This is a genomic window from Candidatus Bathyarchaeia archaeon (assembly GCA_035283685.1).
Lineage (GTDB): Archaea > Thermoproteota > Bathyarchaeia > Bathyarchaeales > Bathyarchaeaceae > DATETJ01.
In genome coordinates, this window is sequence record DATETJ010000009.1 from 100,401 (window position 1) to 127,202 (window position 26,802).

The 26,802-nt window shown below is 47.7% G+C and carries 38 protein-coding genes; 22 read left to right on the plus strand and 16 right to left on the minus strand.

Annotation, left to right across the window (positions count from 1 at the left end; translation table 11 throughout):
- Positions 1-11: 11 nt before the first annotated feature.
- On the plus strand, positions 12-218 hold the full coding sequence (locus VJ249_07175) for a hypothetical protein (GenBank protein HKZ94343.1): 207 nt from the start codon (positions 12-14) through the stop codon (positions 216-218).
- A 13-nt stretch (positions 219-231) separates the two neighbouring features.
- Here the strand turns inward: VJ249_07175 and VJ249_07180 are convergent, their stop codons facing one another.
- The 3 genes from VJ249_07180 to VJ249_07190 all read right to left on the minus strand — a co-directional run bounded on the left by VJ249_07180 (position 232) and on the right by VJ249_07190 (position 1,288).
- Positions 232-405 (minus strand): hypothetical protein, encoded by a 174-nt coding sequence (locus tag VJ249_07180; protein ID HKZ94344.1) that lies wholly within the window; start codon positions 403-405, stop codon positions 232-234.
- A gap of 186 nt (positions 406-591) precedes the next feature.
- Positions 592-768: a hypothetical protein gene (locus tag VJ249_07185; GenBank protein HKZ94345.1), complete on the minus strand. Its 177-nt coding sequence runs from the start codon at positions 766-768 to the stop codon at positions 592-594.
- Between the two features lie 61 nt (positions 769-829).
- Positions 830-1,288, minus strand: a complete 459-nt coding sequence (locus VJ249_07190; GenBank protein HKZ94346.1) for a CBS domain-containing protein — start codon at positions 1,286-1,288, stop codon at positions 830-832.
- A 363-nt stretch (positions 1,289-1,651) separates the two neighbouring features.
- On the opposite strand from VJ249_07190, the gene VJ249_07195 reads away from it, so the two are divergent.
- The gene (locus VJ249_07195) at positions 1,652-2,056 is read left to right on the plus strand and encodes a secondary thiamine-phosphate synthase enzyme YjbQ (protein HKZ94347.1); all 405 of its coding nucleotides are present in this window, start codon (positions 1,652-1,654) and stop codon (positions 2,054-2,056) included.
- Positions 2,057-2,071: 15 nt separating this feature from the next.
- On the opposite strand, the gene VJ249_07200 is transcribed toward VJ249_07195, so the two are convergent.
- On the minus strand, positions 2,072-3,190 hold the full coding sequence (locus VJ249_07200) for an ATP-NAD kinase family protein (protein HKZ94348.1): 1,119 nt from the start codon (positions 3,188-3,190) through the stop codon (positions 2,072-2,074).
- Positions 3,191-3,464: 274 nt separating this feature from the next.
- Between VJ249_07200 and tdh the strand changes: the two genes are divergently transcribed.
- The 4 genes from tdh to VJ249_07220 all read left to right on the plus strand — a co-directional run bounded on the left by tdh (position 3,465) and on the right by VJ249_07220 (position 8,380).
- Positions 3,465-4,532, plus strand: coding sequence for an L-threonine 3-dehydrogenase (gene tdh / locus VJ249_07205; GenBank protein HKZ94349.1), 1,068 nt, complete (start codon positions 3,465-3,467; stop codon positions 4,530-4,532).
- A 52-nt stretch (positions 4,533-4,584) separates the two neighbouring features.
- Positions 4,585-5,778 carry a glycine C-acetyltransferase gene (locus VJ249_07210; protein ID HKZ94350.1) on the plus strand — a complete coding sequence of 398 codons (1,194 nt, stop codon included), beginning with the start codon at positions 4,585-4,587 and terminating at the stop codon, positions 5,776-5,778.
- A gap of 440 nt (positions 5,779-6,218) precedes the next feature.
- A complete protein-coding gene (locus VJ249_07215; GenBank protein HKZ94351.1) occupies positions 6,219-7,907 on the plus strand; it encodes an ATP-dependent DNA ligase in 1,689 nt (562 codons plus the stop codon).
- Complete coding sequence (locus VJ249_07220) at positions 7,907-8,380, plus strand: hypothetical protein (GenBank protein HKZ94352.1); 474 nt, start codon at positions 7,907-7,909, stop codon at positions 8,378-8,380. The genes VJ249_07215 and VJ249_07220 overlap by 1 nt, the downstream gene beginning before the upstream one ends.
- A 101-nt stretch (positions 8,381-8,481) precedes the next feature.
- Here the strand turns inward: VJ249_07220 and VJ249_07225 are convergent, their stop codons facing one another.
- From VJ249_07225 to VJ249_07235, 3 genes are read right to left on the minus strand one after another with little or no spacing between them, the layout of a single operon-like run.
- A complete protein-coding gene (locus tag VJ249_07225; protein HKZ94353.1) occupies positions 8,482-8,691 on the minus strand; it encodes a hypothetical protein in 210 nt (69 codons plus the stop codon).
- Between the two features lie 56 nt (positions 8,692-8,747).
- A complete protein-coding gene (locus VJ249_07230; protein ID HKZ94354.1) occupies positions 8,748-9,962 on the minus strand; it encodes an FAD-dependent oxidoreductase in 1,215 nt (404 codons plus the stop codon).
- Between the two features lie 51 nt (positions 9,963-10,013).
- Positions 10,014-10,517, minus strand: coding sequence for a rubrerythrin family protein (locus VJ249_07235; GenBank protein HKZ94355.1), 504 nt, complete (start codon positions 10,515-10,517; stop codon positions 10,014-10,016).
- A gap of 101 nt (positions 10,518-10,618) precedes the next feature.
- On the opposite strand from VJ249_07235, the gene VJ249_07240 reads away from it, so the two are divergent.
- The gene (locus VJ249_07240) at positions 10,619-11,440 is read left to right on the plus strand and encodes an extradiol ring-cleavage dioxygenase (GenBank protein HKZ94356.1); all 822 of its coding nucleotides are present in this window, start codon (positions 10,619-10,621) and stop codon (positions 11,438-11,440) included.
- Here VJ249_07240 and VJ249_07245 read toward each other — a convergent pair.
- The gene (locus tag VJ249_07245; protein HKZ94357.1) at positions 11,340-11,987 is read right to left on the minus strand and encodes an MFS transporter; all 648 of its coding nucleotides are present in this window, start codon (positions 11,985-11,987) and stop codon (positions 11,340-11,342) included. The genes VJ249_07240 and VJ249_07245 overlap by 101 nt on opposite strands.
- A gap of 87 nt (positions 11,988-12,074) precedes the next feature.
- On the opposite strand from VJ249_07245, the gene VJ249_07250 reads away from it, so the two are divergent.
- Positions 12,075-12,215: a hypothetical protein gene (locus tag VJ249_07250; GenBank protein HKZ94358.1), complete on the plus strand. Its 141-nt coding sequence runs from the start codon at positions 12,075-12,077 to the stop codon at positions 12,213-12,215.
- A gap of 19 nt (positions 12,216-12,234) precedes the next feature.
- Here the strand turns inward: VJ249_07250 and VJ249_07255 are convergent, their stop codons facing one another.
- Complete coding sequence (locus tag VJ249_07255; GenBank protein HKZ94359.1) at positions 12,235-12,624, minus strand: hypothetical protein; 390 nt, start codon at positions 12,622-12,624, stop codon at positions 12,235-12,237.
- A gap of 126 nt (positions 12,625-12,750) precedes the next feature.
- On the opposite strand from VJ249_07255, the gene VJ249_07260 reads away from it, so the two are divergent.
- From VJ249_07260 to rimI, 4 genes are all read left to right on the plus strand, one after another.
- Positions 12,751-13,260: a nitroreductase family protein gene (locus VJ249_07260; protein HKZ94360.1), complete on the plus strand. Its 510-nt coding sequence runs from the start codon at positions 12,751-12,753 to the stop codon at positions 13,258-13,260.
- A gap of 109 nt (positions 13,261-13,369) precedes the next feature.
- On the plus strand, positions 13,370-14,104 hold the full coding sequence (locus VJ249_07265; protein HKZ94361.1) for an amidohydrolase family protein: 735 nt from the start codon (positions 13,370-13,372) through the stop codon (positions 14,102-14,104).
- Positions 14,101-14,613: a GIY-YIG nuclease family protein gene (locus tag VJ249_07270; GenBank protein ID HKZ94362.1), complete on the plus strand. Its 513-nt coding sequence runs from the start codon at positions 14,101-14,103 to the stop codon at positions 14,611-14,613. Before VJ249_07265 ends, VJ249_07270 begins: the two co-directional genes overlap by 4 nt.
- A gap of 4 nt (positions 14,614-14,617) precedes the next feature.
- Positions 14,618-15,070 (plus strand): ribosomal protein S18-alanine N-acetyltransferase, encoded by a 453-nt coding sequence (gene rimI, locus VJ249_07275; protein HKZ94363.1) that lies wholly within the window; start codon positions 14,618-14,620, stop codon positions 15,068-15,070.
- Position 15,071: 1 nt separating this feature from the next.
- Here rimI and VJ249_07280 read toward each other — a convergent pair whose 3' ends face one another.
- The 3 genes from VJ249_07280 to VJ249_07290 form a co-directional block, all read right to left on the minus strand.
- Positions 15,072-15,536 (minus strand): DUF296 domain-containing protein, encoded by a 465-nt coding sequence (locus tag VJ249_07280; GenBank protein ID HKZ94364.1) that lies wholly within the window; start codon positions 15,534-15,536, stop codon positions 15,072-15,074.
- Positions 15,537-15,539: 3 nt separating this feature from the next.
- Positions 15,540-16,247 (minus strand): DapH/DapD/GlmU-related protein, encoded by a 708-nt coding sequence (locus tag VJ249_07285; GenBank protein ID HKZ94365.1) that lies wholly within the window; start codon positions 16,245-16,247, stop codon positions 15,540-15,542.
- 75 nt (positions 16,248-16,322) lie between these two features.
- A complete protein-coding gene (locus tag VJ249_07290) occupies positions 16,323-16,805 on the minus strand; it encodes a YkgJ family cysteine cluster protein (GenBank protein HKZ94366.1) in 483 nt (160 codons plus the stop codon).
- 117 nt (positions 16,806-16,922) lie between these two features.
- On the opposite strand from VJ249_07290, the gene VJ249_07295 reads away from it, so the two are divergent.
- Positions 16,923-17,186, plus strand: coding sequence for a hypothetical protein (locus VJ249_07295; protein ID HKZ94367.1), 264 nt, complete (start codon positions 16,923-16,925; stop codon positions 17,184-17,186).
- Positions 17,187-17,302: 116 nt separating this feature from the next.
- Positions 17,303-17,872, plus strand: coding sequence for an adenylate kinase family protein (locus VJ249_07300; GenBank protein HKZ94368.1), 570 nt, complete (start codon positions 17,303-17,305; stop codon positions 17,870-17,872).
- Here VJ249_07300 and VJ249_07305 read toward each other — a convergent pair.
- Complete coding sequence (locus VJ249_07305; GenBank protein HKZ94369.1) at positions 17,869-18,210, minus strand: restriction endonuclease; 342 nt, start codon at positions 18,208-18,210, stop codon at positions 17,869-17,871. The two genes, VJ249_07300 and VJ249_07305, sit on opposite strands and share 4 nt — an antisense overlap.
- Before the next feature lie 367 nt (positions 18,211-18,577).
- Here VJ249_07305 and VJ249_07310 point away from each other — a divergent pair, with 367 nt between their 5' ends.
- Genes VJ249_07310 through VJ249_07320 form a run of 3 tightly spaced genes read left to right on the plus strand, consistent with a single transcriptional unit; the run spans position 18,578 to position 20,359 of the window.
- Positions 18,578-19,045, plus strand: coding sequence for a hypothetical protein (locus VJ249_07310; GenBank protein ID HKZ94370.1), 468 nt, complete (start codon positions 18,578-18,580; stop codon positions 19,043-19,045).
- 41 nt (positions 19,046-19,086) lie between these two features.
- On the plus strand, positions 19,087-19,866 hold the full coding sequence (locus VJ249_07315; GenBank protein HKZ94371.1) for a hypothetical protein: 780 nt from the start codon (positions 19,087-19,089) through the stop codon (positions 19,864-19,866).
- The gene (locus tag VJ249_07320) at positions 19,859-20,359 is read left to right on the plus strand and encodes a hypothetical protein (protein HKZ94372.1); all 501 of its coding nucleotides are present in this window, start codon (positions 19,859-19,861) and stop codon (positions 20,357-20,359) included. The genes VJ249_07315 and VJ249_07320 overlap by 8 nt, the downstream gene beginning before the upstream one ends.
- A 344-nt stretch (positions 20,360-20,703) precedes the next feature.
- Here VJ249_07320 and cysS read toward each other — a convergent pair whose 3' ends face one another.
- Entirely contained in the window at positions 20,704-22,128 is a 1,425-nt protein-coding gene (gene cysS, locus VJ249_07325) for a cysteine--tRNA ligase (protein HKZ94373.1), read from the minus strand.
- Positions 22,129-22,406: 278 nt separating this feature from the next.
- Here cysS and VJ249_07330 point away from each other — a divergent pair, with 278 nt between their 5' ends.
- Together VJ249_07330 and VJ249_07335 are read left to right on the plus strand one after the other, a co-directional pair.
- Positions 22,407-22,682, plus strand: a complete 276-nt coding sequence (locus VJ249_07330; protein ID HKZ94374.1) for an SDR family NAD(P)-dependent oxidoreductase — start codon at positions 22,407-22,409, stop codon at positions 22,680-22,682.
- A gap of 49 nt (positions 22,683-22,731) precedes the next feature.
- Positions 22,732-23,118, plus strand: coding sequence for an SDR family oxidoreductase (locus tag VJ249_07335; GenBank protein ID HKZ94375.1), 387 nt, complete (start codon positions 22,732-22,734; stop codon positions 23,116-23,118).
- A gap of 129 nt (positions 23,119-23,247) precedes the next feature.
- On the opposite strand, the gene VJ249_07340 is transcribed toward VJ249_07335, so the two are convergent.
- Complete coding sequence (locus tag VJ249_07340; protein ID HKZ94376.1) at positions 23,248-23,568, minus strand: winged helix-turn-helix domain-containing protein; 321 nt, start codon at positions 23,566-23,568, stop codon at positions 23,248-23,250.
- 432 nt (positions 23,569-24,000) lie between these two features.
- On the opposite strand from VJ249_07340, the gene VJ249_07345 reads away from it, so the two are divergent.
- The 3 genes from VJ249_07345 (at position 24,001) to VJ249_07355 (ending at position 25,961) form a co-directional block, all read left to right on the plus strand.
- Positions 24,001-24,303, plus strand: a complete 303-nt coding sequence (locus tag VJ249_07345) for a hypothetical protein (GenBank protein HKZ94377.1) — start codon at positions 24,001-24,003, stop codon at positions 24,301-24,303.
- A 485-nt stretch (positions 24,304-24,788) separates the two neighbouring features.
- Positions 24,789-25,253 (plus strand): hypothetical protein, encoded by a 465-nt coding sequence (locus VJ249_07350; GenBank protein ID HKZ94378.1) that lies wholly within the window; start codon positions 24,789-24,791, stop codon positions 25,251-25,253.
- Positions 25,254-25,265: 12 nt separating this feature from the next.
- Positions 25,266-25,961 (plus strand): hypothetical protein, encoded by a 696-nt coding sequence (locus VJ249_07355; protein ID HKZ94379.1) that lies wholly within the window; start codon positions 25,266-25,268, stop codon positions 25,959-25,961.
- A 138-nt stretch (positions 25,962-26,099) separates the two neighbouring features.
- On the opposite strand, the gene VJ249_07360 is transcribed toward VJ249_07355, so the two are convergent.
- The gene (locus tag VJ249_07360; protein HKZ94380.1) at positions 26,100-26,558 is read right to left on the minus strand and encodes a DUF420 domain-containing protein; all 459 of its coding nucleotides are present in this window, start codon (positions 26,556-26,558) and stop codon (positions 26,100-26,102) included.
- Between the last annotated feature and the right edge of the window lie 244 nt (positions 26,559-26,802).

Here is a 26,802-nt window from a genome sequence, read left to right on the forward strand (position 1 = left end):
AGGTGCACGAGTTGGACCCGAATGAATGGCTCTCGCGAGCCGGAGACGCAACACAGGCTAAGTGTCAAGACTCGTATGGCAAACTTCTCGAAATGATGAGCCACTTGGAAGAAGACGTTGACCCCAAATTCACTCTAGAACAATCTGAGTTCTTCAAATCACTTATCACAAGTCTAATCGATAACATAAGGTCCTTCAAGCACGAGAAGAAGCCGTGAGACCAGGGCGCTTCTATCTTCTTCGTTTCTCAAGCAATCTTCTGACAATATCATCGTAGGATTCGCCTTTGCGCCCTCTCTCTTTCAGCTGTTCAACTGTCTCTTTACGAAGCCTGATGCTAGTAAGACGCCGTCCCTCAGTTGAGTTCTCGTGAGCTGATTTTTCCTCAGTTGCGTCCAGAATCATCACCGTGCAGCACGATTACGCACACTGCATATAAAAGCTTGATTGTGCAGCAAACGCTTAGATTATGGGGGCCTCATTAAATAGAGTCTACCAAAATCGATGGAAACTGTGAATTCGACGCAAAAGAGCACCTTCCGCGACAAAACGCACCAACGCCGTGTTTGTGTGCATTCAGCACACACTCTGCTAGTTTTCGGCGTCTTCCGACAAAAGCACGTGAAGAACGAGCGCTCTGCAAGTCGGTGGACGATATCTTATCTTGTCGTTTAGGTCAATGGGGAAACTGTCGGTTCCGTCAACGAGTGGATGTTTTTTGCTGTTTAGCCTAGTCCATTCCACTTCAAAAGTGCCTATCCTTTCCATGAGACCTGCTAACATACATTGGGCCTTAGCATGTGAATAAGACCTCACGTCCGAAAGAGTACTAGACTACGTAGTAGTCGACGACTTTTTGCATTCTTTTGGGCGTCTGCGCTTTAATATACTCTTTCTTCAGCATCTTTATGATTTGAGGTTGAAAACGAGCAATGTCTGTCAAAGTGATCAAGCCAACTAGTTCTCCTTTTGAAACAACTGGCAGTTTTTTTACTTTCATCTTGAACATCTGCCGAGCCGCTTCCTCTAGATCCATTTCTCGATCGGCCACAACTAGGGGAGAGGTCATTATTTCAGACACTTTGGTTCTATCGGGGTTGCGATACTGAGCCAATACGCGGTTGAGCATGTCACGTTCGGTCACAATGCCAATGGCCTTGCCATTTCTCACGACAATGAGGCAGCCTATCTCATGTTTGTTCATTAGGTCCACAGCCTTCTTTACTGTGGCGTCAGCGTCAATTGTCACAACATCCTCGACCATGGTGTCTTCAACTTTTAGCGACATTCTAGCTTGTTCCTCGGCTTCAACTCTGTGTGTCCAAGGTTAAAAGATTAACCGGGGGAGACTAAGAGCTGTCTATGCTTTTGTATCCACTTTTGGTGACTAGACCATTAGCTGGCTCCAGAAAATAAGCTCAAATCAGGCTTATCTGTTGCGTTAGAATACTTCTTGACCACTTAATGCCGACCTAGCCGTCGATTCTTGACCAGAGTGGACATTGTCAGAGGAGCGTTAGGTGATGTTAGTGTACCAGTAATACTCGTGCAGCTTCCCATCACCACTAGCCACCGAACTCCCTGCGTGAGGAATACAAAAGCATAAACACGCGCCTCAGTCTTACAATCAAGAGAAAGTGGCGAGACAGAGATGAAGGTGTTCAATGAAAATCTGAGGTTGTCCACAAGAGGCGAGGTTGATTTCTTTGATATCTCTGACAGGGTTCAAGATGTTGTTGACAGGTCGGGCGTTAGAAACGGCATTGCCCATGTTTTCGCGCCTCATGCCACTGGAGTTCTGATACTAACTGAATACGAGCCGAGCCTGCTCACAGACATCAAGAATACCTTAGAGAAGCTCGTTCCAAAACGCGGAGATTACGCGCATCCATCCAACGCTCACTCGCACTTAAGATCAATGTTGTTCAGTCCAGACAAAACCCTGCCAGTTCTAGATGGGCGGATCATGTTCGGTACATGGCAGTCACTTGTTTTCGTTGAGACAGATGTGCATCCTCGCCAAAGGACGATTATTGTGCAAGTCTTAGGGGAATGATGATCGAGAGATCGGCTAGACAATCTCGATTAGGCGCCACTCGCGGTAGTCAACAGCCACTTTGAGGAAGCCCTTAAGCAACCTGTCAGCCTCGGCATCGCCAGTGTCCACTCTGAACACGCCGCCCTCGATTCCCTGAAGCTTGTGCTGTGTAGCAGCCACGATCAAGTGGTTTTTTCCAACTCGCTTAACGATTTCGGGGCTTATCTGCTGGTTGCCTCTGCCTAGTAGCACGCCTTGTCGCCCAATAGGTGACAAGATGATCCACGCGTTGTCCCAGTCTTTGATTTCTTTGAGGATTGCCCTTTCGTTAACATCGTTGGTTATTTTTCCATTTCGGTAGACGTCAACTCCCAATAGCGTTTTTTCAACGCCTAGCCGGTCTGCTATGCATTTGATTGTGGTGCCTGGTCCGAGAATATATGACCCTTCAGGTTTCATATCCTCGACGACAAATCGTGCGATTGCCATCTGGCTTTCGTGTTCATCCATTGTCTCGGGGCTGACTTGCTTGGTGCCCAGGAGCCGCATAGGCACAAATGGTCCCATTAGCAAACCGTAGAGGCGCACATTGAAGCGATCGCTTCGAATAGCTTCCTCGTCAGCGTCCATCACTTCGAAGTCCACAAGCTGCGTTGCACCCTCAATGAAATCGCCTACAATATCGGCAGCGTCTTTCGGACTGGCTGCAAAAACACCGCTGTACATTTTCACTCCTGATGGGACGCCTAACACTGGCATTTTGTTCAAGCCTTGCATAGCGTCGAGAATGTCTTTCGCTGTGCCGTCTCCGCCCACAAAAACGGTCAAGTCCACTTTCGACTTTGCCATCAGTTGTACGGCTAGCTTCGTGTCCTCAGCCGTTGTCTCTTGCTTAACTGTCATCGAGAGAACTTGTGCTGTCAAACCGGCGTCTCTGACTTCTTTCTCGCCCATGATGCTTGGGCATGCTATCAGGTTGATTCTTGAGGCTAGTTCAAGCGTTTTCAGCCTCTTGAGAAAGTCCGCAGCTCTTGAGGGCGCGACCGGTTTGGCTCCCAGCCTGGCGGCGTCCCGTGATTTGTGGTCGGTTCCTTTCAGTCCAACTCGCCCGCCCATGCCCGCAATGGGATTAACCAGAAAACCTATTTTCAATCTGCTTTCTCACGCCGGAAGGGCTATTTGGTTTAATTATCTATTTGTGTGAACGGAAAAACAATTCCTTTTTCATTGATCTGTGCAATAAGTAGGTGTTGCCCCTGAAACTGTGTGGAAGAAGAAGGCGACTTACCGTTAAGGCCTTCTTCTGATGTTGTCTTGGTAGGCATTACGCGCGCTATGAAAAACCTAATCTATCAGCCTTGCCAAGTTAAGCACTTCACAACCGGGCAACAATGGGCAGAGACCCAGGACGATTAAGTTGGAGAAAATGAACGCAATAGTCAAGGCTAAGAGGCAGCCTGGAGCCGAAATGACAAAGGTAGAACGGCCCAAAATCAAGGATAATGAGGTGCTTGTTCAGGTTGAAGCCGCGTCTGTGTGCGGCACCGATGTGCATATTTGGGAATGGAATGAGTGGGCTCAGCGCCGCATGAAGAGGATTCCCGTTGTTTTTGGTCATGAGGTTGCTGGCAAAGTGATCGAGGTCGGTAAGAACGTCATGAGTCTTCAGGTTGGCGATCGGGTGTCGGCTGAGACTCACATCGTAGACAACACATGCTACCAGTGCAAAACCGACAGAAAACATGTGTGCAAGAACATGGAGATCTTGGGCGTAGACAGAGACGGCGTTTTCGCAGAGCAGTTCACACTACCAGAAGAAAATGCGTGGAAAAATGATCCCCAACTCGATCTCGGTGTGGCTTCTGTCCAAGAACCGTTAGGAAATGCTGTGCAAGCAGTTTTGCCAAAAGAGCATGTTGAAGACATTGCTGGTAGAAACGCAGCAGTCTTGGGCGCTGGTCCAATCGGCTTAATGGCCATTGCTGTATTGAAAGAGTTGGGCGCCGCCAAGGTTTTTGCCACCGCAGGAGGTTTGAACAAGACCCGCATGGAATTGGCTAGGATAATGGGAGCGGACATGGTCCTAAGCGCGAAGGAAGAAGGCGATAAACTGGTCGAGAGCATAATTAACGCAACTGACGGCGATGGAGTGGACATTGCCCTAGAAATGTCTGGCGATCCGAACGCTTTAAGACAAGCTTTTGAAATGTTGACGCCAGGTGGCAGGGTATCACTTTTGGGGATTTTTGAGAACCCCGTTGACTTCGATCTAAATAGCGCCGTGATTTTCAGGTCTGCAACAGTGTTTGGCATTACGGGTCGGAGAATGTTCGAAACGTGGTATCAAGTGCGTGGCTTGCTTGCTAAACCTAGCTTTAGGGAGAAGATTTCCGCTGTGATAACGCATAGATTGCCCATTCATGATATAGGCAAGGCTTTGGATTTGATAAATTCAAAGCAGGCTGGAAAAATCGTTTTGGAGCCGAAGTGGTGAAAAGGTTAAGAGAAATGCGGGAGTGAGACTAACTTCTCAAGGTGAAGATGCCATGCGTGACCCAACCAAGTTCTTAGCACAGGAATATCAAGAGCTGGTGAAGAACCAACTTGACTGGAAAATCAGAGTACTTGAAGGACCGAGCACGGCTTGGTGCAAGGTTGACGGCAAGAAAGTGCTGATGCTCTGCTCGAACAATTACTTGAGCTTGAGCACACATCCAAAGGTCAAAGAGGCTGCGTTGAAGGCTATTGAGACGCATGGAGCAGGCTCCGGTTCGGTTAGACCAATCGCAGGAACCATGGACATGCACATCGAACTGGAAAAACGACTTGCCAAGTTCAAACACGCGGAAGCCTCACTGGTTTATCAAACTGGGTTTGCCGCGAACGCCGGACTCATCCCGCAACTAGCTGGAAAGGAAGACTTGATGATCAGTGATGAACTCAACCATGGCAGTATAATCGACGGCGTGAGACTGAGCCATTCGGAGAGGGCAGTGTACAAACACAGCAACATGAAAGATTTAGAAATGGTTTTGAACGAGGCTGAAAAACACACGCCGTCTTACAGGAGAATTCTGATAATGACAGACGGAGTGTTTTCAATGGACGGTGACATCACGCCACTTGACCAAATCGCAAAACTGGGTGCAGAACACGGTGCTATGGTTTACGTTGACGACGCCCACGGCGAAGGAGTCTTAGGGGATGGCGGAAGAGGCATAGTCTCTCACTTCAAACTCAGCCGCAGCAATGTGCACGTTGAGATGGGAACATTCTCTAAAGCTTTCGGCGTTGTAGGTGGTCACATCTCGGGAAGCCAAGACCTTGTAAACTTCGCCTTCAACAAGTCTCGAACGTGGCTGCTAAGCGGTTCGCATCCACCACCCGTAGCGGCTGCTTGCATAGCCGCAATCGATGTACTTGAGAAAGAGCCTCAACATGTGAAAAATCTGTGGGACAACACACGATACTTTAAGAAGACCATGAAGGACTTGGGCTTTAACATTGGTAATAGTCAGACACCCATAACACCAGTTATTGTGGGTGAAAGCGGGGTGGCCAAGAAATTGAGTTCGCGGTTGTTTGAAGAGGGCATTTTCGCTCTGCCGATTGTCTTTCCTATGGTGGCGAGGGACAAGGCCCGCATAAGAACCATGATGAACGCTCAACTAACAACTGAAGACTTGGACTTCGCAATAAGGGCATTTGAAAAGATCGGCAAAGAACTGCACATCATATAAGTCTCCATCTCCCCAGCCTCAGTTCAAGACCGATCCCCACCAGAGACTCTTAGAACCGCAATTCGACAGTCTTTTCTACTGCTGGCGCCAAAGCCAAAGCAAAATTAACGCAATTTTCAACAAGGAAGAAACGTGTCCGAATTGAATCTTGCGCCTTTCGTTTAAACTGTGAACGATTCGCGTAGATTCGGGACCCATTTTTGACGCGTTTGGTGCTAGCTCCAATGGCTCCGTGTTCCCGGCTCTTGATTTGGTGAGTAGTTTATGCCACCTGCAGTTTTCGGGTAGCCTTGACTATGGGCTTCGAACAGGTAATGATCCGTCTAGATTTGCCTATTTAAGCTTCGTTTTGAATCGCTTTTCTAGTCTGAGTGTTAGCAATCACGAAAACGTTTATGTTGTTTGAGGGCGACACGGTTGACACGTAAGGAAAGGCGCATATGCACACTGTATTCCGCGACCTGTGCGAACTTGGCGAGAAGCTGGGATCTACAACCAAGCGTCTCGCGAAGATTAGTTTGGCTGCGGTTTTTTTGAGAAGCCTTCAGCCTGAAGAGGTTGAGCCAGCGGTTTCTATGCTTTTGGGGCGTCCTTTTCCAAGGTGGGATCAGCGCGTGCTCGATATCAGTTGGGCAACGTTGAGTGGCGTAGTCAAACGTATCACGGATCTTGATTGGAGTAGTTTTCGAGTTGCGTATGGTCAGTCTGGTGACCTTGGATCAGCCATCAAAGTTGTGTTTGATTCTAGTAAGATTAGAAAGCAGGCTACGCTGTTTGATAAGCCATTGACCATTATGGAAGTGAGGCGCACCTTTGAGAACATTGCAGAGGCATCAGGTTCTGGTTCGAGAGAACGCAAAGAGCGCTTGATGATAACATTGTTTGGTCAAGTCTCATCTCTTGAGGCAAAGTATCTCGTCAAGATTTTGATTGGAGAAGTGCGGACAGGGTTCAATGAAGGATTAATGGAGATGGCCGTGGCTAAAGCCTTCGAGGTTCCGCTCGAAGAGGTTCAAACCTCAAGCATGTTGACAGGCGACATAGGCGAAACAGCGTCAATCTTAAGGACAAAAGGCAGAGAGGGAATAGCGCAGCTGGGGTTTCGGATTTTCCGACCTGTCAAGCCGATGATGGCGCAGATGGCCGAAAACGTTGAGGAAGCACTGAAAGAGGCAGGCGGATCTGTAGCTTTTGAATACAAGCTAGATGGTGCACGGATACAGGTTCACAAGTCGGACAATGAGGTTCGAGTTTACAGTCGCCGCCTTACGGATGTAACTGGAAGCCTTCCGGAGGTTGTTGAACTCATTCGTGAGGAAATTAAAGCGCGCCATGCCATTCTTGAAGGTGAAGTTATAGCTGTAGGCAAAGATCGTGGCAGTCCGCTTCTGTTTCAGCATTTGATGCGCAGGTTTCGCCGAGTGCATGAGGTAGATGAGATGACTAAGGAGATTCCCGTTGAGCTTCAATTGTTCGACGTTATCTTTCTTGATGGTGAGAGTTTGGTGAACATGCCCTATGCCGAGCGGAGGAAAAGGCTGGTCAACATTGCCGGGGCAATACAGCTGACAAAGCAGATCGTAACCGATAATGAAAGGCAGGCTGAAGAGTTCTTGCGTGAAGCCTTAAACAGTGGTCATGAGGGCTTGGTTGCCAAAAAGCTCGACAGTCCTTACACACCTGGCATAAGGGGCAAGCGTTGGTTCAAGATTAAACAAGTGCTTGAGCCCTTAGATCTTGTAATCGTGGCAGCTGAGTGGGGTTACGGCAGGAGGCACAATTGGCTCAGCGATTATTACCTAGCTGCTCGGGACACTCAAACAGGAGAATTCATGAGTGTGGGCAAGACGTTTAAGGGCTTGACCGATCAGGAAATAATCGATATGACTGGGCGACTGAAGGCTTTGATAGTCCGCGAAGAGCCGCATCGGGTCATTGTTGCACCTAAAGTTGTGGTTGAAGTAGCCTACAATGAGATTCAGAAAAGCCCTAAATATGAATGCGGCATGGCTCTACGGTTCGCCCGTATAATGCGTATTAGGGATGATAAAGCTCCTGAAGACGCCGATACCATACAACATATTCGAGAAATATATGAGAAACAATACGAGAAGAAGGCGAGACTGTAATGCAGCAGAGTAAAATGGCTCAACTCGGAGTGGTGCTTTTTTTTGTTGGTGTTGGGTCCACTTTCGTTTGGTGGTATTCGATTGGATACTTATTCCTTGGTTGGTACTGGGCGTATCAAATTTCCGCCCTGACTTTTGCAGCACTGATGGTTAGTCCCTCGGTCGTGTTGACTATTGCAGGACTCGTTTTGTACATCACCGGGCGTAAGACGTTCTGGAAGTCCGAGCGTCCGAAGGGTTTGCTTGCTTTCCTCGGGCTCGTTCTTATGGTCATAGGTGGGTTCTTTGGTGCATGGTACTGGGCTTTCGCAGATTACGCTGCTCGTAAGCTTCTGCCCCCTTATAACGAGCCTCTGGTTTATTACCTGGGAACAAACTCGCCGTATTTCGTATTGTTTGCGCTGTGGATTTTCTCCGGTTTATTGATTTTTGCTGACTCTATCGAGGCTATGTTGGCGAAAAGGAAGAATTAGGTTCAAGGATGAATGTTGGTTAAGCGAGCGATGCGGTTTGTAGAATTAAAGGTAATAGCGAGTGTTGGTTGTGCATGTTGGAGGCTGCGGGAAAGTAAATTTCAGAAGAAGAAGGCGCCTTTTCCCTTTAGCCTTCTTCTACCATGTTGAGATGCGTTTTGCAGCTGAAGCTGTATGGATGTCGTCGTCAGCGTGTTCCGGGTGACATCAACGCCCAGAATGTTTGTGGCTGCGGGCAGTGGCTTGAACAGTCGTAGATGAACGCACAAAAGCAGGCTATCTTCGGCGTTGATGGGACTAAGCTGTTTCAAAGTTGTTATTGCCTCAGGCTAATTTGTCATAACAACAACTTCTTGAATGTTGATTCCTACCTAGGACTCAGAGCCTTTCTGAAATCAAAAGTATCTTCCAGTATGTCGTCTTTGTGCTCTGTGATGTCTCTTCCTAGCTCCATGAGTTTTGTTATCGCCGTAGCTGCCCTTCTGTCTCCAAGCAGTATGGCGCCAACTATTCTGCCTTGATCCAAGACAACTTTCTTATAAACCCCTCTTTCCTTCTCGATTTTCTTAACCTCTTCAAACCGCGAACCCTCTGGATTCGCCAAACCGATCGAAGTTAGGTCTATGCCAACAATCTTTAACGTGTTAGATGAAACCGTACCGCGGTACTCCTGGTTTTTATCCAGCATGTTCAAAGCTGCAGTTCTAGCCTGTTCCTCAGCAGCCGGAATAATGCCGTAGACCTTGCCCTCAAACTCGGCTACATCACCTGCTGCATACACGTTTGGAGCACTGGTCTGCAAATATTGGTCGACCACTACCCCTTTGCTCACTTTAATTCCAGTATCCGCCGCAAGCTCTACGTTGGGCCTGACTCCTGCGGAAAACAATACAAGACCTCCTTGAAGTTCAGTGCCATTGTCCAACACGACGCCAGAAACTTCCTGATCTCCACTGACTTCCTGCGTCTTAACACCCAAAACAACATTGACGCCCAATTTCTCGATCTGGCTTCTTAGAACCTCTGCGCCATCAATGTCCAACTGATTTGGCAGCAACCGTGGGAAAATTTCTACTACATCGACGTCTTGGCCCAATCTGCGTAGAGATGCGGCAAACTCTAAGCCTAGAAGCCCTCCGCCAATTACAATAGCTTTGCCCCCTTTCTTGGCATATTCTCTGATTGCAATGGCATCTTCCATTGAACGAAGAGAAAAGACGCCTTCTCTGTCCGTGCCTTTTATCGGAGGAATGAAAGGGTGGGCGCCGTTGGCCAAAAGAAGTTTATCGTAGTTTGTCCTAGCACCGTCCTTGAGCAGAAGCTCGTTTCTAGCTATATCAATGCTTATCGCCTTTCTTCGCGTGTAAATCCTGATGCCTCGATTTTCAAACCATTCTTTCTGGAAAGCGTATATTTCTTCAGGCTGAGCTTCTCCTGAAAGAATGTTGTACAGTTTGGGGCGTGGATAGTAGAGGTAATTCTCGTCAGTGTATATTGTCACATTAGCTTCTGGGTTGTTCTGTTTCAATGTGGTCGCCGCAGTTACACCCGCGACTCCGCATCCTATGATTACCAAGTTCAATATTGCGTTTCCAGCCTAGATATTCCGGATGATCGACTAGAAACTGCGATGCTAAGTTATCTTGCTGAATTTGTTCTTAGGCGCGCCGCAGATCGAACATATTTCAGGCGGACTGCCCTCAACCGTGTTGCCACAGACGCCACACACGTAGTAATCGACTTTCGACAAGTCTTTCTTGGTTTTCACGGCTTCAATAGCCTTGGAGTACAAGCCTGCGTGAATTTGCTCCACTTTGTTGGCTACTTCGAAACTCCAGGCCGCTTGCTTGTCTCCTTCTTCCTTGGCAACCCTCAAGTATTCAGGGTACATTTTTTGAAACTCAAAGGTCTCGCCAGACAAGGCCGCCTCCAAATTTTCAGCGGACGATCTTATCTCACCTATTATTCTGAGGTGGTTCAAGGCGTGAACCGTCTCAGCCTCGGCTGCTGCTCTGAAAAGTTTTGCTACTTGCGGAAAGCCTTCTTCGTCTGCTTTTCGAGCGAATGCTGTGTAACGTCTATTTGCCTGAGACTCGCCTGCGAACGCGTTTTTAAGGTTTTCAACTGTCTTGGGCATAATTAGTTTCACCCTTAACGCTAAATATCACATTCGAAGCGATATAGGTTCTCCTTACACAAGTAGAAATCAAGGCATTGCCTGAAGAATGAGGAGATTCGATGGGCTTAGTATATGCTTGTGTTGCTCCACACGGAGCTGAGATAATTCCTCAACTGGCTGGGGAAAAGCTAGACGCTTTCAGCAAGACAAGGCGCGGAATGGAAACATTAGCTAGTGAAATGAAAGACCACAAGGTCAGCACAATAGTTGTTGCGACTCCGCACAACCTGCGACTGAGGGGCAACATCGGAGTTGTGGTCACGGAGTTTGCTGAGGGGTCGTTGAAGACTGAAGGTGGCTCGGTTCAAATTCGTTTCAAGTGTGACCGTGCTCTCGCTGAAGTGATTCTGCAAGGGACTCAGAAAGCCAAGCTTCCCGTTGTGGCAGTCAATTATGGCACGGCTGATGGCGAAGCGTCCTGCATGCCTCTGGATTGGGGAGCGCTGATTCCTCTATGGTTCTTCGGATGTCAGAAAAAGAAGACAAAAGTGGTAATTGTGACACCATCCAGAGAAATCCCGCTCAATGATCTCGTAAGATTCGGACGCGTGATAGCTAAAGCCGCAGAAAAGTCTAGGACAAGAGTGGCTTTAGTCGCAAGTGCTGACCAAGCACACACTCACAACAAGAGAGGCCCCTACGGTTTCCACGCTGACGCCACAAAATTCGACAAGCTAGTTGTAGACGCAGTCAAGGAAGGCAACCTTAAGAGGTTGCTCAGCTTGGACCGGCAGCTTGTTGAGAACGCCAAGCCTGATAGCCTGTGGCAGATAGCCACTCTTATAGGCGTGTCTGAGCACGTGCCGATGAAAGGAAGACTTGTCTCGTACGAAGCGCCCACATACTTTGGCATGCTGTGCGCAGCTTACACAACTTTGTAATACCCGTATTCCTTCTGTTCTTTTCAGTTTTTCTGAAGAATAGATAGAACTGTGAGCTTGCGCTAAAGTACGTGGCGGTCGTGAAGAGAAAAGGCGAGTAGAAATCGTTGCCAGTCATTAATACGCCTGAGATTGACGCCGTAATTGCTTGGGGAATGTTATCAACTATGATCATTAAGCCGCTGGTTGTGGCGCGCTCGTTTTCGGAAACCATCTCCATCTGTAAAGTAGTGTTAATTGGTCCCGCCATCTTCATAAGCGCTCCACGAACGAGGTAGGCGAATGTTGCCAGAGGCAAGTTTGGCGCCAATGCCACTCCCATGATGAAGGGCATCGAGAGATACTGACAGGTAACCACGGCCTTAACCTTGCCAAGTTTATTCGCAATCGCTGGAGCCAGAAAGGTGCCGATGGCTAGTGTGACGCTTCCCAAGGCGAAGATTGTGCCGATCTGTTCAGGTGTGACGGCTAGTTTAAGCTTGAAGAATATACTGAACAAAGGGACGATGAATCCCCTTTGCCAAAACAGATTTTCACTTTCAGCCAAGTCTGTCTGAGCATTCGTTGTTTGCTGCTTCGCTTATCTTTTAAACTTAGTCCGAAAAGCATGCCAAATGGTGAGTGGTTGGAACGAGTGAGCAATAAGAAGGGTCTTGAAGACGTTCTGCTGCAATGCCACAAGATAATGAAGACATTTCAAGGTTCAGAAGAAACGCTCAGGCACATTCAACGCGTAGAGGAGTCGTTGAAAAGGCTAATCGTCGAGATAGATTAGAGACTTCGCCGTTATCCAGTCAGAACGCTTGAGCTTCGAGTTTCTTCTTAACTTCGCCTATTCGTTTCTGTAGGTCTGCGAACTCTTTGCTTTTCTCTTTGCCCACAGCCTTGTAGCAATCGCGTGCATACTCCAACCCGCCCAACCCGAAGCGATCAAACCCTTTACCTAAAGCAATATCCGCCGACTTCAAGAAGCGTTCAATCGCTGTTTCGTAATCTTTGAGCAGGAAGCTGCACTCAGCCGCCTTGAACAACATGTAAGAACCATCAAAGAAGTTCCCCAGCTTTTCATACAGCTGCGAAGCCAGCAGAAACTTGTCGATCGCTTCCTTGTATTTCGTGCTGTCGTACAGTGCTAGTCCTTCACGATGAATCTTAAGTGGATCCTCTTTGACTGGCTGACTCATTTCACCCTTCACCAACGTTGTTTCAGTATGATAGTTGCACAAGCGTTTTTATGGTTTTCCGAACACCAATCCGCAAAGGCATTTAGGCTCCACGTCGTTAGCAATAGACACAGGAAGTTAAACAAAATGGATGTGTTTGAAGCCATTAGAACTCGACGAAGCATAAGACGCTATGAAAACCGAACAGTTGAAAAGGATAGGCTTACGAGAGTTCTTGAAGCCGCAAGATTGGCGCCGTCGGCATCAAATCGTCAACCATGGAGCTTCATAGTTGTCACCGAACCAGAAATGAGGGAAAAACTGAGAGCGGCATACAATCGTGACTGGTTTGTAACCGCGCCAGTTATTATAGTTGCATGCGTGGCTCCAGGCATGGCTTGGTCTAAAGAGGGCGAGGAATACAGTAAGGTGGATGTCTCAATAGCCATGGAACACCTTATACTCACGGCTTGGGAGCTGGGCCTAGGAACATGCTGGATAGCAGCATTCAAAGAGCAAGAAGTCAAAAACGTGCTAGGTATCCCAGACAGTGTTCGTGTTATTGCGATGACGCCGCTTGGTTACCCCGCTGAACAAAAGGATCCAGTGACGGATCGAAAACCTCTCGACACAATAGTCCGCTATGAACACTGGTAGGAACACATGAAACGCTGGGGCCAAGACTTGACTTCAAGGAGTTGTTATCAATTGTGCGTGCAGGAAATTAACCACTGCTACAGCCGAAACGCGAGGCGGGGGCTAGATCATGAAAGTCTGTGATGCCCATGTGCACTTGGGCGAATCTGGACCCTGGCAGCCATACGGAGACCCAACAATCTACATCGAGAGCTTGATGCCTATCCTCGATAAACACAAGATCGCTAGAGCACTAGTTTTCCCAAATCCAAACGTGGGCGACAAATATCCCGAAACCAACGACTATATTGCGCAATGCGTTAGGAAATACTCAAAAAGGCTCGTGGGCTTTGGACGCATCGACCCAAGAAGAGGCGCCGATGCGGTCAAGGAGCTAGAGAGGATCAAAAGCAAGCTCAAGCTATCTGGAATAAAACTACATCCCATGGTTGAATGCTTCCGCCCAGACCACCCATTCTTTGCAAAGTTCTTCAAACAAGCCGAGGAGCTGAGGCTGCCAGTCCTCATTCATACTGGCGATGGCTTCTCCGCCGCAGGCTTAGCTGCAAAAGTGGCGAAGAAACATCCACACATGGTCATGATTCTTGCACATCTGAGAGAAGGCTGTGTCAGCGCGTTGAAGGACTCTCACAACATCCATGTGGAAACTTCTGGAACGCTACCTGAATTCGTTGAAATGGCAACAGATGTAGACGAGAACCGAGTGCTATTCGGCTCCGACATCCCATACTACCGATTTCCAACACAAGCAGCAATCATCGAGGCAGCAGAAATCTCAAACAAAGCCAAGAGAAAAGCGTACTTCGAGAACTTCAACAAACTGTTCAAAGAGCAAAAAGAATGAGCATCAGCGTCCCAAGGCTTGAAGCGCTACCCGCCAAGGGAAACTACACTCTGATAATATTCTTGAAGGCTTCAACCGATATAAAGATGGCAGGGCGCCGTTATGTCAGCCTGAAGAAAGGCTACTATTCATATACTGGTTCGGCTTTGGGCAGCGGCGCGACAAGCCTCAGAAAAAGAGTTGCCAGACACCTTCGAAAGAAAAAGAATCAACACTGGCACATTGACCATCTTCTTGCAAGCAAGAGATCAAAAGTGATAGCAGTTGTAGCCGCAGCGAGCGAAATGAACAAGGAGTGTGAAATCGCCAGCCTTCTCCAACGCTTGGAGGGAGCGACTGTTCCAATCACGGGTTTCGGAGCATCTGACTGCAAAGGAAGATGCCGAAGCCACTTGATGTACTTCGAAAAAGACATAAAGCCAGAAGCAGTCGCCGACGTGTACAAGAGCATATTCACGGATGTCCGAACGCTTGTGGCATCCTCGCCGCAACCCCAATTGAAAGTGTGAAGAGATGCACGTAACGATTGAGACCGCAACGCCACGGAATCTGGAAGAGCTGTTGAAAATAGAGCGTGAATGCTTTGAAGCTGAAGCCTACACCAGAGAACACGTATTAGATTTGCTGAACAACCGGAATGCTTTCACGCAAATAGCAAGAGTCAACGGTGACGCAGCGGGGTTCGTGACAGGACTTGTCGACAGTGGAGAAGACGTCAAAGCAGGCCACATTGTGACAATTGATGTAGCAGTTGCATACCGAAGAAAAGGATTAGGTCTGACTCTCCTTAAAGAAATGGAGAACGTGCTCAAGAAAAGGGGTGTCAAAACCATTTACCTAGAAGTTCGCGTTGACAACCAAGCAGCTTTGAAGCTCTATCACAAGCAAGGCTACGTAAGAACCAAGTCGTTGAAACACTATTACTCAGCTGGAGTTCACGGACTAAGAATGGTTAAACAGCTTTGACCTAAGCGGAGCACCTTTTCTTAGCCTCAGAAGCCGACTTGGAAAAAGACAGGAAGGAGAGCTTTGTTCTTTCATCAAGCTTTCTGAACAACTCGATGCCACTGGCCGCAACCAAGACGAGTTCGCCTGTAACGCCAATGTGGCAGCCAGGCATCACATGACCGCCGAAAACTCTGCTTTTCTCATCGGAAACAGTAGCGTGTCCATGCGCGAACACTTTGCCCTCTTTTGCTGAAACATTGCCGAGGCAAGAGACAATCTCCAAGGGCTGTCGAAATTCAACTGTCTCGTATTTGCCCTTGCGGAAAAATCCAAGCCTTGCAGTTTTCAAGGTTCCTATGAGCATGAAGAAACCTGACGTAACTCCTGCTTTCACCGCAACCTGAATTATCGTCCCCAACAGGTCTTCATTCTCAGATAGTCGAGCGAAAACCATCTTTCCAACCTTTGATTCAACGTACTCCATTATTCATCTGGCTCCTTCTTCCCATTTGTCCGTCTTTCGGTCGTACTCATCTCTTGTGATGTACGGCTTTGCTGGAGCGCCGAGCACAACCATGCCCGATGGCACATCCTTGGTTACCAAAGCGCCCGCGCACACAACTGATCTTGCCCCGATCTTCGCTGGCACTACGATGCATGCATTTGCTCCTATCACTGCACCTTTCTCGACAAGAATACCCATACGGCGACGACTTGGAGGATAGGGATCGTTTGTCAAGACAACGTTAGGACCAAGGAATACGTCGTTCTCAATTTCAGTCAAGTGCGGAAGGTACACATTTGATTGTACGCTCACGTTCTTACCCACCTTGACCACGCCGTCAAGTTTGACAGAGGTGCCGATACGTGTCTTGTCGCCTATTGTGCTTCCCTCTCGGATTAGCACATTGTGCCCAGTCTCAACCCAGTTGCCTATGACCACGTCTTCGTAAATTATTGTGCCAGACCTTATAATGCAGTTGTCACCGATCTTGGCGCCAGCGCTTATTCTGTCAAACTTGTCTAACGCGAAGTTCTCTGAGAAAGGAAAAGCCTGAACCTTTTTTCTAACCGGATAGCCAACTATCACGTTCAAACCAATTAAGGACTTGTTTCCTATTGAGCAAGGACCGAGAATAACGCTTTCTCCTTCGAGGATGCCTTTTACGCGCGCTTTCCGAGATATGAACCGCATGTTTGTGTACCTCCCCTCTTAGTGAGTTACGTTCAAGTTCACATTTCAAAATTGTGGTTGAATGGAGATGGGTTGTCAGATCATTCCTGCGTCAATCATCTCAAAAAGGGCAGAGTCAGCAATCATAGCTGCGAACTTCGCACCAACGATTTCCCCGTTTCTGACGTTCAAACCGTTGCAGCATGGAATCACCCTAAGCACGCAGAGGTTCCCGGTCGAATTCTCAAACCGAAAAGGGTACAGTTGGCACAGAATCGGTCTGAAGTCATGTACAGCACATTTGTAGAATCTGGATGTTTCCTCTGCAGACAAAAAGATGCATGAGCCGTCCTCTTTGCTCTTGATTGATCCACGTTCACGGTCAAGGAAATCACCCGCACGATGCCCTGCCTGTTCAAGCCGTTCGATATCTTTTCGTAGAAGTTTCGGAGCGCCAAGTCTACAGCAGAAAACTGCGCATCTCTGGCATTTGAACGTCACCGGGATGTCAGAACGCCTAACATTTACAACTCGTCTGACCTTCGGATCGATCGTGATTTCAGCGACGACATCGTTCATTTTGGCATCCCACGGGAATTCGAAGTTCTAGGTGTCAGTGTCTTTTGATCGGGGTAAACTCTAAATGTTGCGGTTGCAGTGATGTAAATGTTGAATGAGCGAAGGATGATATGAGTCATGGGGAAAAACTCCAAGGTTGAAGCCCAGAGCATGATCTCCGCGCTCGCTGTGCTGCTTCGCAACACGACTTGGAAGTGCGGCCGCGTAGAACGCCTAGTTGTCAACTACCTCCGAGATCAAGTGCACAGGTTTGGACGGGCGCGTACTCCTGTCAAGGAGATGCTTCAACACTTCAAGCTCAAAGGCAAACAGAAAAGCGAGTTCTTCGACGCCATAAAGCGCTTGGAAAGAAGACGCATAATCAAGATCGAGGCCTTCTAAACATCTTGTCGGCTCGGCCCCTGCAACATTAAAACATATAACCAGCCTCGCCACGAGAATTGGAAGCAAAGGGACTCGTACAACGATAGGAGCAAAGCGAATTCAGACACATAATTTTGGTCACTGGAACGCCCGGAATCGGCAAAACGACCATCTCGGAAAAGTTGGCAGCTAGACTTGAGGCTTTACATATTGACATTGGGGAACTGGTCAAAAAAGAAAGACTAACCAGCGGATATGACGCCAAAAGACAAACTCTCATCTCAGACCCGGCAAGACTTGCAGGGAGAGTCAATGAGACAATGGCAAAGACTCGAAAGACAATAATTATTGATGGACATTATGGCACGGAGTTGGTGCCCAAAGACCAAGTGACCAAAGTATTCGTCCTGCGATGTCACCCAGAGCAACTCAAAAAAAGAATGCAGGAAAAGGGGTTTCAGGGCTCAAAACTGAAGGAAAACCTCGCCGCAGAGATACTCGATGTCTGCCTAACTAGTGCAATAACGAATGTTGGGCCGAACAAAGTCTGCGAGCTGAACACCACCGACAAGACGTCAGATGCGGTTGTCAGCGAGATCATATCGATCTTGAAGAAAAAAAGGCATTGCGCGCTTGGAATCGTGGATTGGCTGGGCCAGCTTGAAATGGAAAAGAGTTTGGGCCAGTATTTGCAGGAGTTTTAACCTAGGCGTTGAAGAATCTCTCTTTTGGTTAAGAGCGTGATGCCGCGTCTGTTTGCGTAAGCCTTGGCGTGACCGCTGAACTGCGGTGAAATCATGATAGGTCCCGGGATGCCCACGTCTTCAGCCGCTTTGTCCATGTTTATCACCATGTTCACCCCTACTGTGCGCTTCCAGGCTCTGATCCAAACAAGACGTTGTTCGTTGCTTTTTCGAATTATGAGGTCGAACTTGTGGGAAAGCCCAGATTTCTTGCCTTCCCAAAGGGTGTCACGTTCTATTTTGTAGCCTTTCTGGCGGAAATAGGTCACTACGTTGTCCATCAGCGACGTGGTGCTCATTTAATTAGCAACCTCTTTCAGAACAGTTCTGCGCATTGGAAAGAAAAGACTTGTGTTAGAACTGAGGCGCACCTGATGTACAGCATAATCGTATGCCATAAGTGCGGACGCTTAATCTTGGCGAAAAAAAGTCAGAGGTCGAGACGGTGCCCACACTGTGAGGCACGGATCAACACTGAACGGGTGAGGTTAGTGGCCTCTGCAGCAACCGCAAGGGAAGCATCAGAATTGCTTCGAACGTTGAAGCAGAAGAGTGAGTGACACCATTGTTAGTTGATCAGCATAATTCTTTTAAATATGGAGTCTTGATTCACTTGTTTTTTATAGCGCTTGGTTTGAAACAAGGAACGTAAATGGAGGTAAAACATTGAGATTTGAGAAGATTGAAGTTTCAGGATTGATAGTGTTGTTTATCGGCGTGGTTCTCTTGGCTGCAACTTTCTATAGCGCCTACGTCTTTCTTGTAGCAGACGTAACCATTCTGACCTCAGTTGATCTCTCAGAACTCTTTGGCAATGCGCTTGCACCGTTGATAGAAGCTGTCATTCACATATTGTACCTAGGCGTCATGGGATGGATCGGTTCTATCTTGACAATAAGAGCTGTGCAGCTGCTGAAAAAAGAAAAGGAGACGACAACAATCTCGCCCCAACCCAAAGCGGATACAAAGCCAAACGTAGGCTCACAAGCCCAGCCAACCCAACCGAAACCTGAAGCCCAGAAAGAGACGAAAGACACCAAGAAAACAGAGACTCAGTCGACTAGTTTGGCTGTGCAACAGCCCACGGAACCTCAAAAGCAGGCATTAGAGGAGCAGAAACCTGAAAAGCCGTAGTCCGTTGTTCCCCAGTTCTCATCGCTCATAAGTGGTTCCTGATGAAGCAAACGATTAGGGCGCTCGGTTGGGCAAATATAATATTTTGGATAATCTTGTTGCTTTTCACTGTTACCGCCGTGTATTCGGCATTCCAAATTAGACCAGGGTTCGGTAAAGGGCCTTCAGTAACTAACATTGGGGGAACCTTTGTCGTGTCCTTGCCAATTAGCATCTACAATGGGGGGTTTTACGACATATCGAAGTTCAACATAACGACACAGGTCCAAGACAACCGAGGCTCACCCATAGCTCGATCATCAACCTTTGTACCAATGGTACCAAAAGGCGAGAACACCACAATCGACCATCGAATATCTCTAAGCATTGCGCAAGCAGCAAGCAGCAACCTAACACACTTGCTATTCAACGACAGCGAACTAAACGTCGAAGCCATCGTGGGACTCACCTACGCCAACGCATTTCCAATCGAAATCTCAGCGAACTTCACCACCCCATGGGGTGCACCATTAGCCAATCTAACTCTGGGAGACATGACGATAACCGGATTCAATCTGACACACGTCAGGGCGTCCATACCCTTCAGCTTTGAAAACCATTCTTTTCTTGAAATGAGCGGAACAGCCCGCATCGAGATCGTGGACAATGCAGGCAACGTGGTTGGAGGAAATGCGATAGATTTTGATGCGCCTCCTGGAAGCCGATTTGACAGAAATGTTGAAATCTTCGTAACAGGGAACCCAGCAAGCATTAGAGAAGCCCGCCTTTATTTCCAAACGCCTTTCTTCAACTACGGCCCAGTGGTGTTTCCTCTTGTTTGAAAACGAATCGGGCAAATCGTTTCTGAAGAGGATGTTACCTCGGGTCATCAAGGCTGTGATCAAGGGCATACTTTATTTCGCCATTTTTTACTTATTGCCTATGCTTTTCGTTTCGCAAATGTCTGAATTCGCGCCGCAATTGTTTGGCGAGTATAGGCAGACTGTGACGGTTTTTGCAGCCATCATAATCTTCTTTGTCGTGGCCAGTGAACTGACCTCTGGCACCATATTTCAGCACGCCCTAAACATTGGGAAAGCCCTAATTCTGATAATATTCTTCGTTCTCGCACTAAACGGAGGCATCTTGAAGCTGGATCTTGATGTTATGGAGTTGGCGCGCCTACGCATTGTAGCAGACTTGAGAGTTTACCTGCTGATGCTAATTGCCATTGACTTGTTAGGGCTGGCCAGAAGCGTAATGCAGGCGGTCAACTTCCTGTCGGAAAGAACGGAAAAGCAGGGTCCCCAACTGCAGCCAACAGAAAACCCCTGAGAGATCTTTGACTTTTTCAATCATTATTCCTGTTTCATAATCGTTAAGGATTACCTACCATTGAGCTGCTTAATGAGTGAACCATATCTTGGTCACGAAAACCTGCGACTGGTGCAAAAAGGAAGACAAAGCCTTCCTCGTTTTCTTCAAGCCCAAGGGATGGATAAAACACCGCACTTTAGACAAAATGGATATGCTGTTTTGCAGCTTGGCGTGTTTCCGAGCATTCTCAGGCCTCGAGATCCTCCCTAAAACCTCAGAGACCAAGAAGCCTTTTGAGATCGCCAGGGAAAAACAAGTAATCGTTTCACCGGCTCAATGAGCCTTGAGAACAGCGCAGATGCCTAACCTTTAACTCTTCTGACTCTTGATCCTTCAGCAGTGTCTTCAACTATGTAGCCCAGTTTCCTGACTTGGTCTCTTATCGCGTCGGCTTGCGTCCAGTTTTTCCTTCTTCGAGCTTCCTCTCTTTTCTCAACCAGATCTGAGACTTCGCTTGACGCTTTTTCCTCTTTCACTTCTGGGATGATCTGAAAGAATTCTCCGAGTTTTTGGATCGTTTTCTCTGCTTTTTCGAGGTCTGCTTTTGAGAACTCCCTCTTGTCTATTTGTTTGTTGGTCAGTGTTATTATCTCGAATAAGCGAGTCAGGGCAAGAGGCGTATTCACGTCGTCTTTCAAGGCTTTGAGAAATTGTCTTTCTAATATGACTATTTGTCGGGAGAACTTAGCTTCGCCTGTTTTTGCCTTTTCAATGTTTCCTTCTATTCTCTGCAATGTCGAGATGATTCTGTCAACTTTAGCCTTGGCTACATCCAAGTCTTTCTCGTTGTAGTCCAGGGGTTTCCTATAATGAGTCGATGCTATCCACATCCTCAAGGTTTCAGCCGTGTGCTTGGTAAGAGCATCCATAACTGTGACCATATTGCCCATAGATCTGCCCATCCTCTGCCCATTGATAGTTAACAAACCCGCATGCACCCAGTATTTCACGTAAGGCTTGATTCCAGTTGTAGCCTCAGCCTGAGCAATCTCGGCTTCGTGGTGTGGAAAGGCCAGCTCTATAGCGCCGCCGTGTATATCGTACTGAGGACCAAAGTACTTCATGGCTATGGCTGTGTCTTCGATATGCCATCCAGGGTAGCCTTGAGACCATGGTGAAGGCCATTTCATTATATGTTCTGGTGGAGCCTTTATCCACAGTGCGAAGTCAGCGGGGCTTTGTTTCTCTTCTCTAACATCAACTCGGGCGCCAGGGATGAGTTCTTCTGTTTTTCTCCTAGACAGTTTTCCGTAGTCTTCGAATTTTGAGACATCGTAGTAGACCGAGCCATCGACGACGTAGGCGTAGCCATTTCTCAAGATTGTTTTGACTTGTTCTATGATCTCTTCAGTGTGTTCAGTGGCGCGTGGCATAAGGTCTGGCCTCTGGATTCTCAGCTTCTCAAACATCTCCAATTCGTGTTTGTAGTAGAAGTCTGCGATCTGGAGCGGGTGCTTCTTTTCTTCTCGGGCTTTCTTGATCATTCTGTCTTCACCCGAGTCGAGTAGGTGACCTATGTCGGTTACGTTCTGCAGATAGGTGACTTTGTAACCCGCGTATCTAAGGAGTCTGGCAAGCGTGTCATAGAATGAGTAGGTTCGAGCGTGACCCAGGTGCAAATAGTCGTAGACAGTTAAGCCACAGACAAACATTTTCACTTCTTTGTCTTTCAAAGGTTTGAAGATCTCGCGCTTTCGGGTCAACGTATTATAGAGCCTGATCGACAACTACAGCATCAGCTCCTCATGATTGTATGTTGTCTTCGCTAAAAAGCTCACTGCAAGATCGTCAGCAATTGTCGAGGCAAAGACTAACCCTCTTAATCGAGCCCGGCACCGTCCGATCGTAGGACAATGAGCTATGTGCTTATAAGGATTTCAAGACAAGTCAAACCTGAAAAAATACGGTTCTGGTAGGGTGGGAGATAGATGGATCTAGGGCTCAAAGGACGAGCCGCAATCGTAACTGGGTCAAGCCAGGGATTGGGAAAGCAATTGCCCTCGGCTTGTCACAAGAAGGCGCGAAAGTTGTAATCTGCGCCAGAAACCAGAATGCACTCAAAAGGGCTGCAAAGGAAATTGAGGCTCAAGCGGGAAATGAGATCTTGCCAGTTAAAGCCGATCTAATGAAGCCAGAGGAAATCAAGGTACTGGTTAACAACGCTGCCAAACACTTCAACAAAATTGACATCCTCATAAACAACACTGGAGGACCGCCCCGACAACCTTCGTGGAGTCTTCAGATCAGCAGTGGCAAGACATCTCCAACTCGCTATTCATAAGTGTAGTCCAAGCGTGCCGAGCGGTCATTCCACATAGGCAGAAAGCAAATTGGGGAAGAATAATAAACATGTTCTCATTTGTGGCGAAGCAACCAGCGGAAAGACTAATACTCTCAATGCAATTCGAGCCGGCATATTCGGCCTGTCAAAATCATTGGCAAACGAGTTGGCACTCTATGGCATACTGGTCAACGCCGTCTGCCCAGGATGGACATTGACAAGACGGGTGGAAGAATTGGCCAAAAACCGCGCGAAGGCGGAAGGCACAACTTCCAAGGAAATTATCAATGGCTGGAAAGACCAGGTTCCGCTGAAACGTCTGGCTCAGCCGAGCGAAATAGCAGATCTGGTTGTCTTCTCAGCATCCACGCGAGCAAGTTACATAACTGGAACTGCCATCCAAGTGGACGGCGGTGTCATGAAGGGTCTTCTCTAGCCACGGGATTTAGGGAGTTTTGGGTCCGGAAGAGCGTCCTTCAGCCGGATGTAAAGAGAAAGGTACTGGCGCGATAACCTTCTGCTCTCGCAAACCTTCGCAAACCCATTCACTCTTGAGAAACTTCAGCTATCTGACTGCCAGTACACTAGTTGCAGGCGTGCTTTGTCTAGCTGAGACAAGTAAACCGTTGCCAGCAATTCGACCCGGGACGTCTTCAAGCGTGCTTTGAAGCTGATTAAAGGCATGGACAAACCTGTGGCCCTTTTCAGTTGTCATGAATCTGCCTCCCTCTCGAGCAAGCAGGCCTTGGGATGAGAGCAATATCTCATAAGTTTCAAACTGTCGAAAGGTGATGTTGGTATTGTACATGACTTGTGTTTTTAATCTAGCTTGAACACAGAACGACAGTATATGCGCCATGATTTCGATTCGTCCACGGTTCATCATATCCAAATCCTCTCTCCCGACCTCGCGTCTTTCTGTTTCTTTATGTTATGATGTAAATTTCATATGACGACTAGGTCATGACAGACTCACTTAAACTTTGCGGTGCAATTTTCTGCAAACCCTCTACTCATGTCAGCTCGCCTTCGTTCAACTGTGCAGGCAAGGTTGCCCGGATTAGTCGCGTGAAAGGCATACTCCTCAGCCTGACACGATATCATCGCAGTTCTTGAAGCAGTGTGACTGCGCCACACAACGACAAGCGGATACATTTAATGTCCACGAAAGCGGTTGTGGTCCGTTCAAAAGAAACCATGAAAAAGGAATTATCTCAGCGTGACGCGAGGTAGAAATCTTCTGAATCAGAATTTTGTGTGCATAATGATTATAGTGCTCATTGGACATAGTTCACACCTGAGCGGAGAAGGTTGCGGGTTGGCGTTTAGTTTGGGCAAAATGCTTAGGAAAACTGCATCCAGATTCGTGTTCAAGTCGGGGCAATGGCTTGCTGAAGGCGTGTGTCAGATCAAGACACTAGTGGGAGTTTTAGGATCCGAAGATGAGACTGTAGAGTCGGCGAAAATTCTTTACCTTCTAAGCATTGTATTTCTAGTCTCGTTGGCTTTCCTTTCACCTGATAAGATGTCGCAGTTGTTTGCACCTTCTCAACCAGGCTTTGGGATTATTGAGAAAGTGCAGGACACTGCTAAGGTGATTAGAAAACTCATTCAAATCTGAATGTTCTGACCGTATTTTCTGTGTCGTGCAAATGATGTTAAGGGTAATGTGCGAGGTTGATCTGGCAAACCTGAATGGAAGCACGAATCAGCTTGAGGCATCTACACACTCTCTTCTGATGTAGATTGTGGCTAATCCTGTGCGATGGGGTCAAATCTCGGTGTCACCATGCACCCTCCTTAGGACTCCTCAATCCAGAACCAGTTGAGTTCACTCCATTTTCGACAACAAAGAGTTGAAGATAATCATCAACTACTGCTCGACAGGGCTACCTCTTCTCGGTTCACGAAATTGAAGGCGCCTCAACGTGCAGCCGTGTGGGTTTCAAACATTCTCCATTGCATTGAGTATGCGACGTTGGACCGAAAATCCATATCAGACGACAACAGACTTAATATATACGATACACTTCCCATATACGCAAGGAGCATCGAGCAGGGTCTCCTTCCGCAACATAGAGGTTGATTGGAGGTGAACAAAAAGAAATGAGCGCAACGAAGAAGAGTCAGAGAACATTCCTAACAGTGACTTTACTTACTGTGATGGCCGTGACAACGGTTTTCGTGGTCTACGCCGCCGTGCTACTAACGCTGACAGGTACAACTGTGACCGTCATCCAAGAAGGTGGTTCAGTGGAATACAACCTTGACAACGCAAGCAATAGCTCGTGGGTCGGTAGCCTCCCATCCATAAACACCGGCACTGAGTGGTATGCCAGAATCAACATCACAAACGCGGCGGCTCAGGACGTGACAGTCAATTGGACCCTGGAGCAGAACACGGGTTCATGGGTACCGGTCTCTACACCAGTGAATACAACTATAACGCTGTCAGCAGGTGACAACACGATCTATGCAACTGCAACTGGTGTGTTCACGGGCAACTACAACTGGGGCGGGCTTACAACAAGCGACGGAAGCTACAGAGTCAAAGCAACGGTCAACGGATAAGAGTGATTTTCAATGGCTCTTTCCTTTGACATGTTGACAGGACTGACGATATCGATCATACTGGGAATCCTCACAGTCTACGTAATAGTCGTCTACAAAAAAGGCTGGCTCAGAAGAGAATCAAGAGAAGACCAAGCATACTATCTGTGCCCCAGCCAAAAGTGTAGAAGAGTCTTCAAAAAACCCGTGTGGCTTACCGACCTATCGAAGACACCGCCGGAGTCTTATCAGGCCTGTCCCCATTGCGGCGTGAGCATCCAGACATTCAATTCCGCTAGCCTTCAAGCGAAGCCCGTACCTGAAGTCTCAGCTAAGCCAGCGTCTTTTCCACGCCAAGGCCAAAGCCAAGTTGATAATCCGCGTTCCTCGAAAGACGAAGCTTCCACCGCCAAAATGCGTCCCGTCGATGAATCACCTAGACCTGTTCTTCAAGCAAGCCCATCGCAAAGCACAAAGCCCGAAGGCTGGCAGGCAACTAGACCCATTTTTAAATTTCCACACATTCGAAACGATCCATTTCAGATGCAGCCCGAGGCACCGAAGAAGAGCACCGAGAAGGACCCGAACGAAAACCCGAAGAAATGCTCCCATTTTTTTGGATACGTGAAAACACTCCCAAAGAACATGCCTATTCCAGACGAATGCTTATGGTGTCCATCTATAGTTGACTGCTTGTCACACGAACAAAAAGTAGAAGCCGAAGCCTAGCCCCGGCTTTTCGACTAGCCTCAGATCAGCGCCATATTACCAAATGGCGCTCCTGCCTAGCCCAACTCGAATTCGCCGGCAACCGTGTGCTTAGGTTTTCAGCAGTTAAGATGTCATACTAGCTCGATTCCACATTACTTAGAGGGCGTACAAGATTCCATATATTATCACTCCGCTCAGAAAGCTAACATACCAAAGTGCGAGGGTTGCAAGACCGATATTTCTGTGCACATTCTTTCTCTTCCCTAACCCAACAACATCTCCCGTCTTCTGTCGCCATCTATAAGCCAGAAACACCTGAGAAACTGCAAGGACGAGAACTAGTACTGAAAGTATGCCGTGAGGAATTACAATCATCCGATAAATCGAGGCGAACTGTACCGGTGGGGCAGGAACTTGCTCTCTGATTAGTCTGCTTATCATGTAACTGATCACAAAAAGAGTGTTTGTTGTCACAGCCGTGCCCATTACAACGCAGTGTTTTCTTCTCCTCCTTTCATAGAAATACCCGATTGTGAAAAACAACGTAGTCATTACCTCCAGAATCAGGCCTATGTCCGAAAACAGGGAAGCCCGAGTCCCAAGAAGCCCAGTCAAGCCTTGTTACCACCATACTTTTTTCTTCTTAAGACGTTCCTGGCAACCAAGGCTATGTTGCGCATGCATTGGCTCTGGCTCCAACAAGCCTGACACTATCGGGTGGGTACCGCATAATCTTATCATAGATATAATCTTAATGGAAAATGGAACTGTACTTCCTTATCGAATTCTCTTTCGCAGGTTTCGGGCAGGTCACAAAACTGAAACGATGACACAGCACTGGAGACTGCGAAGATAACCC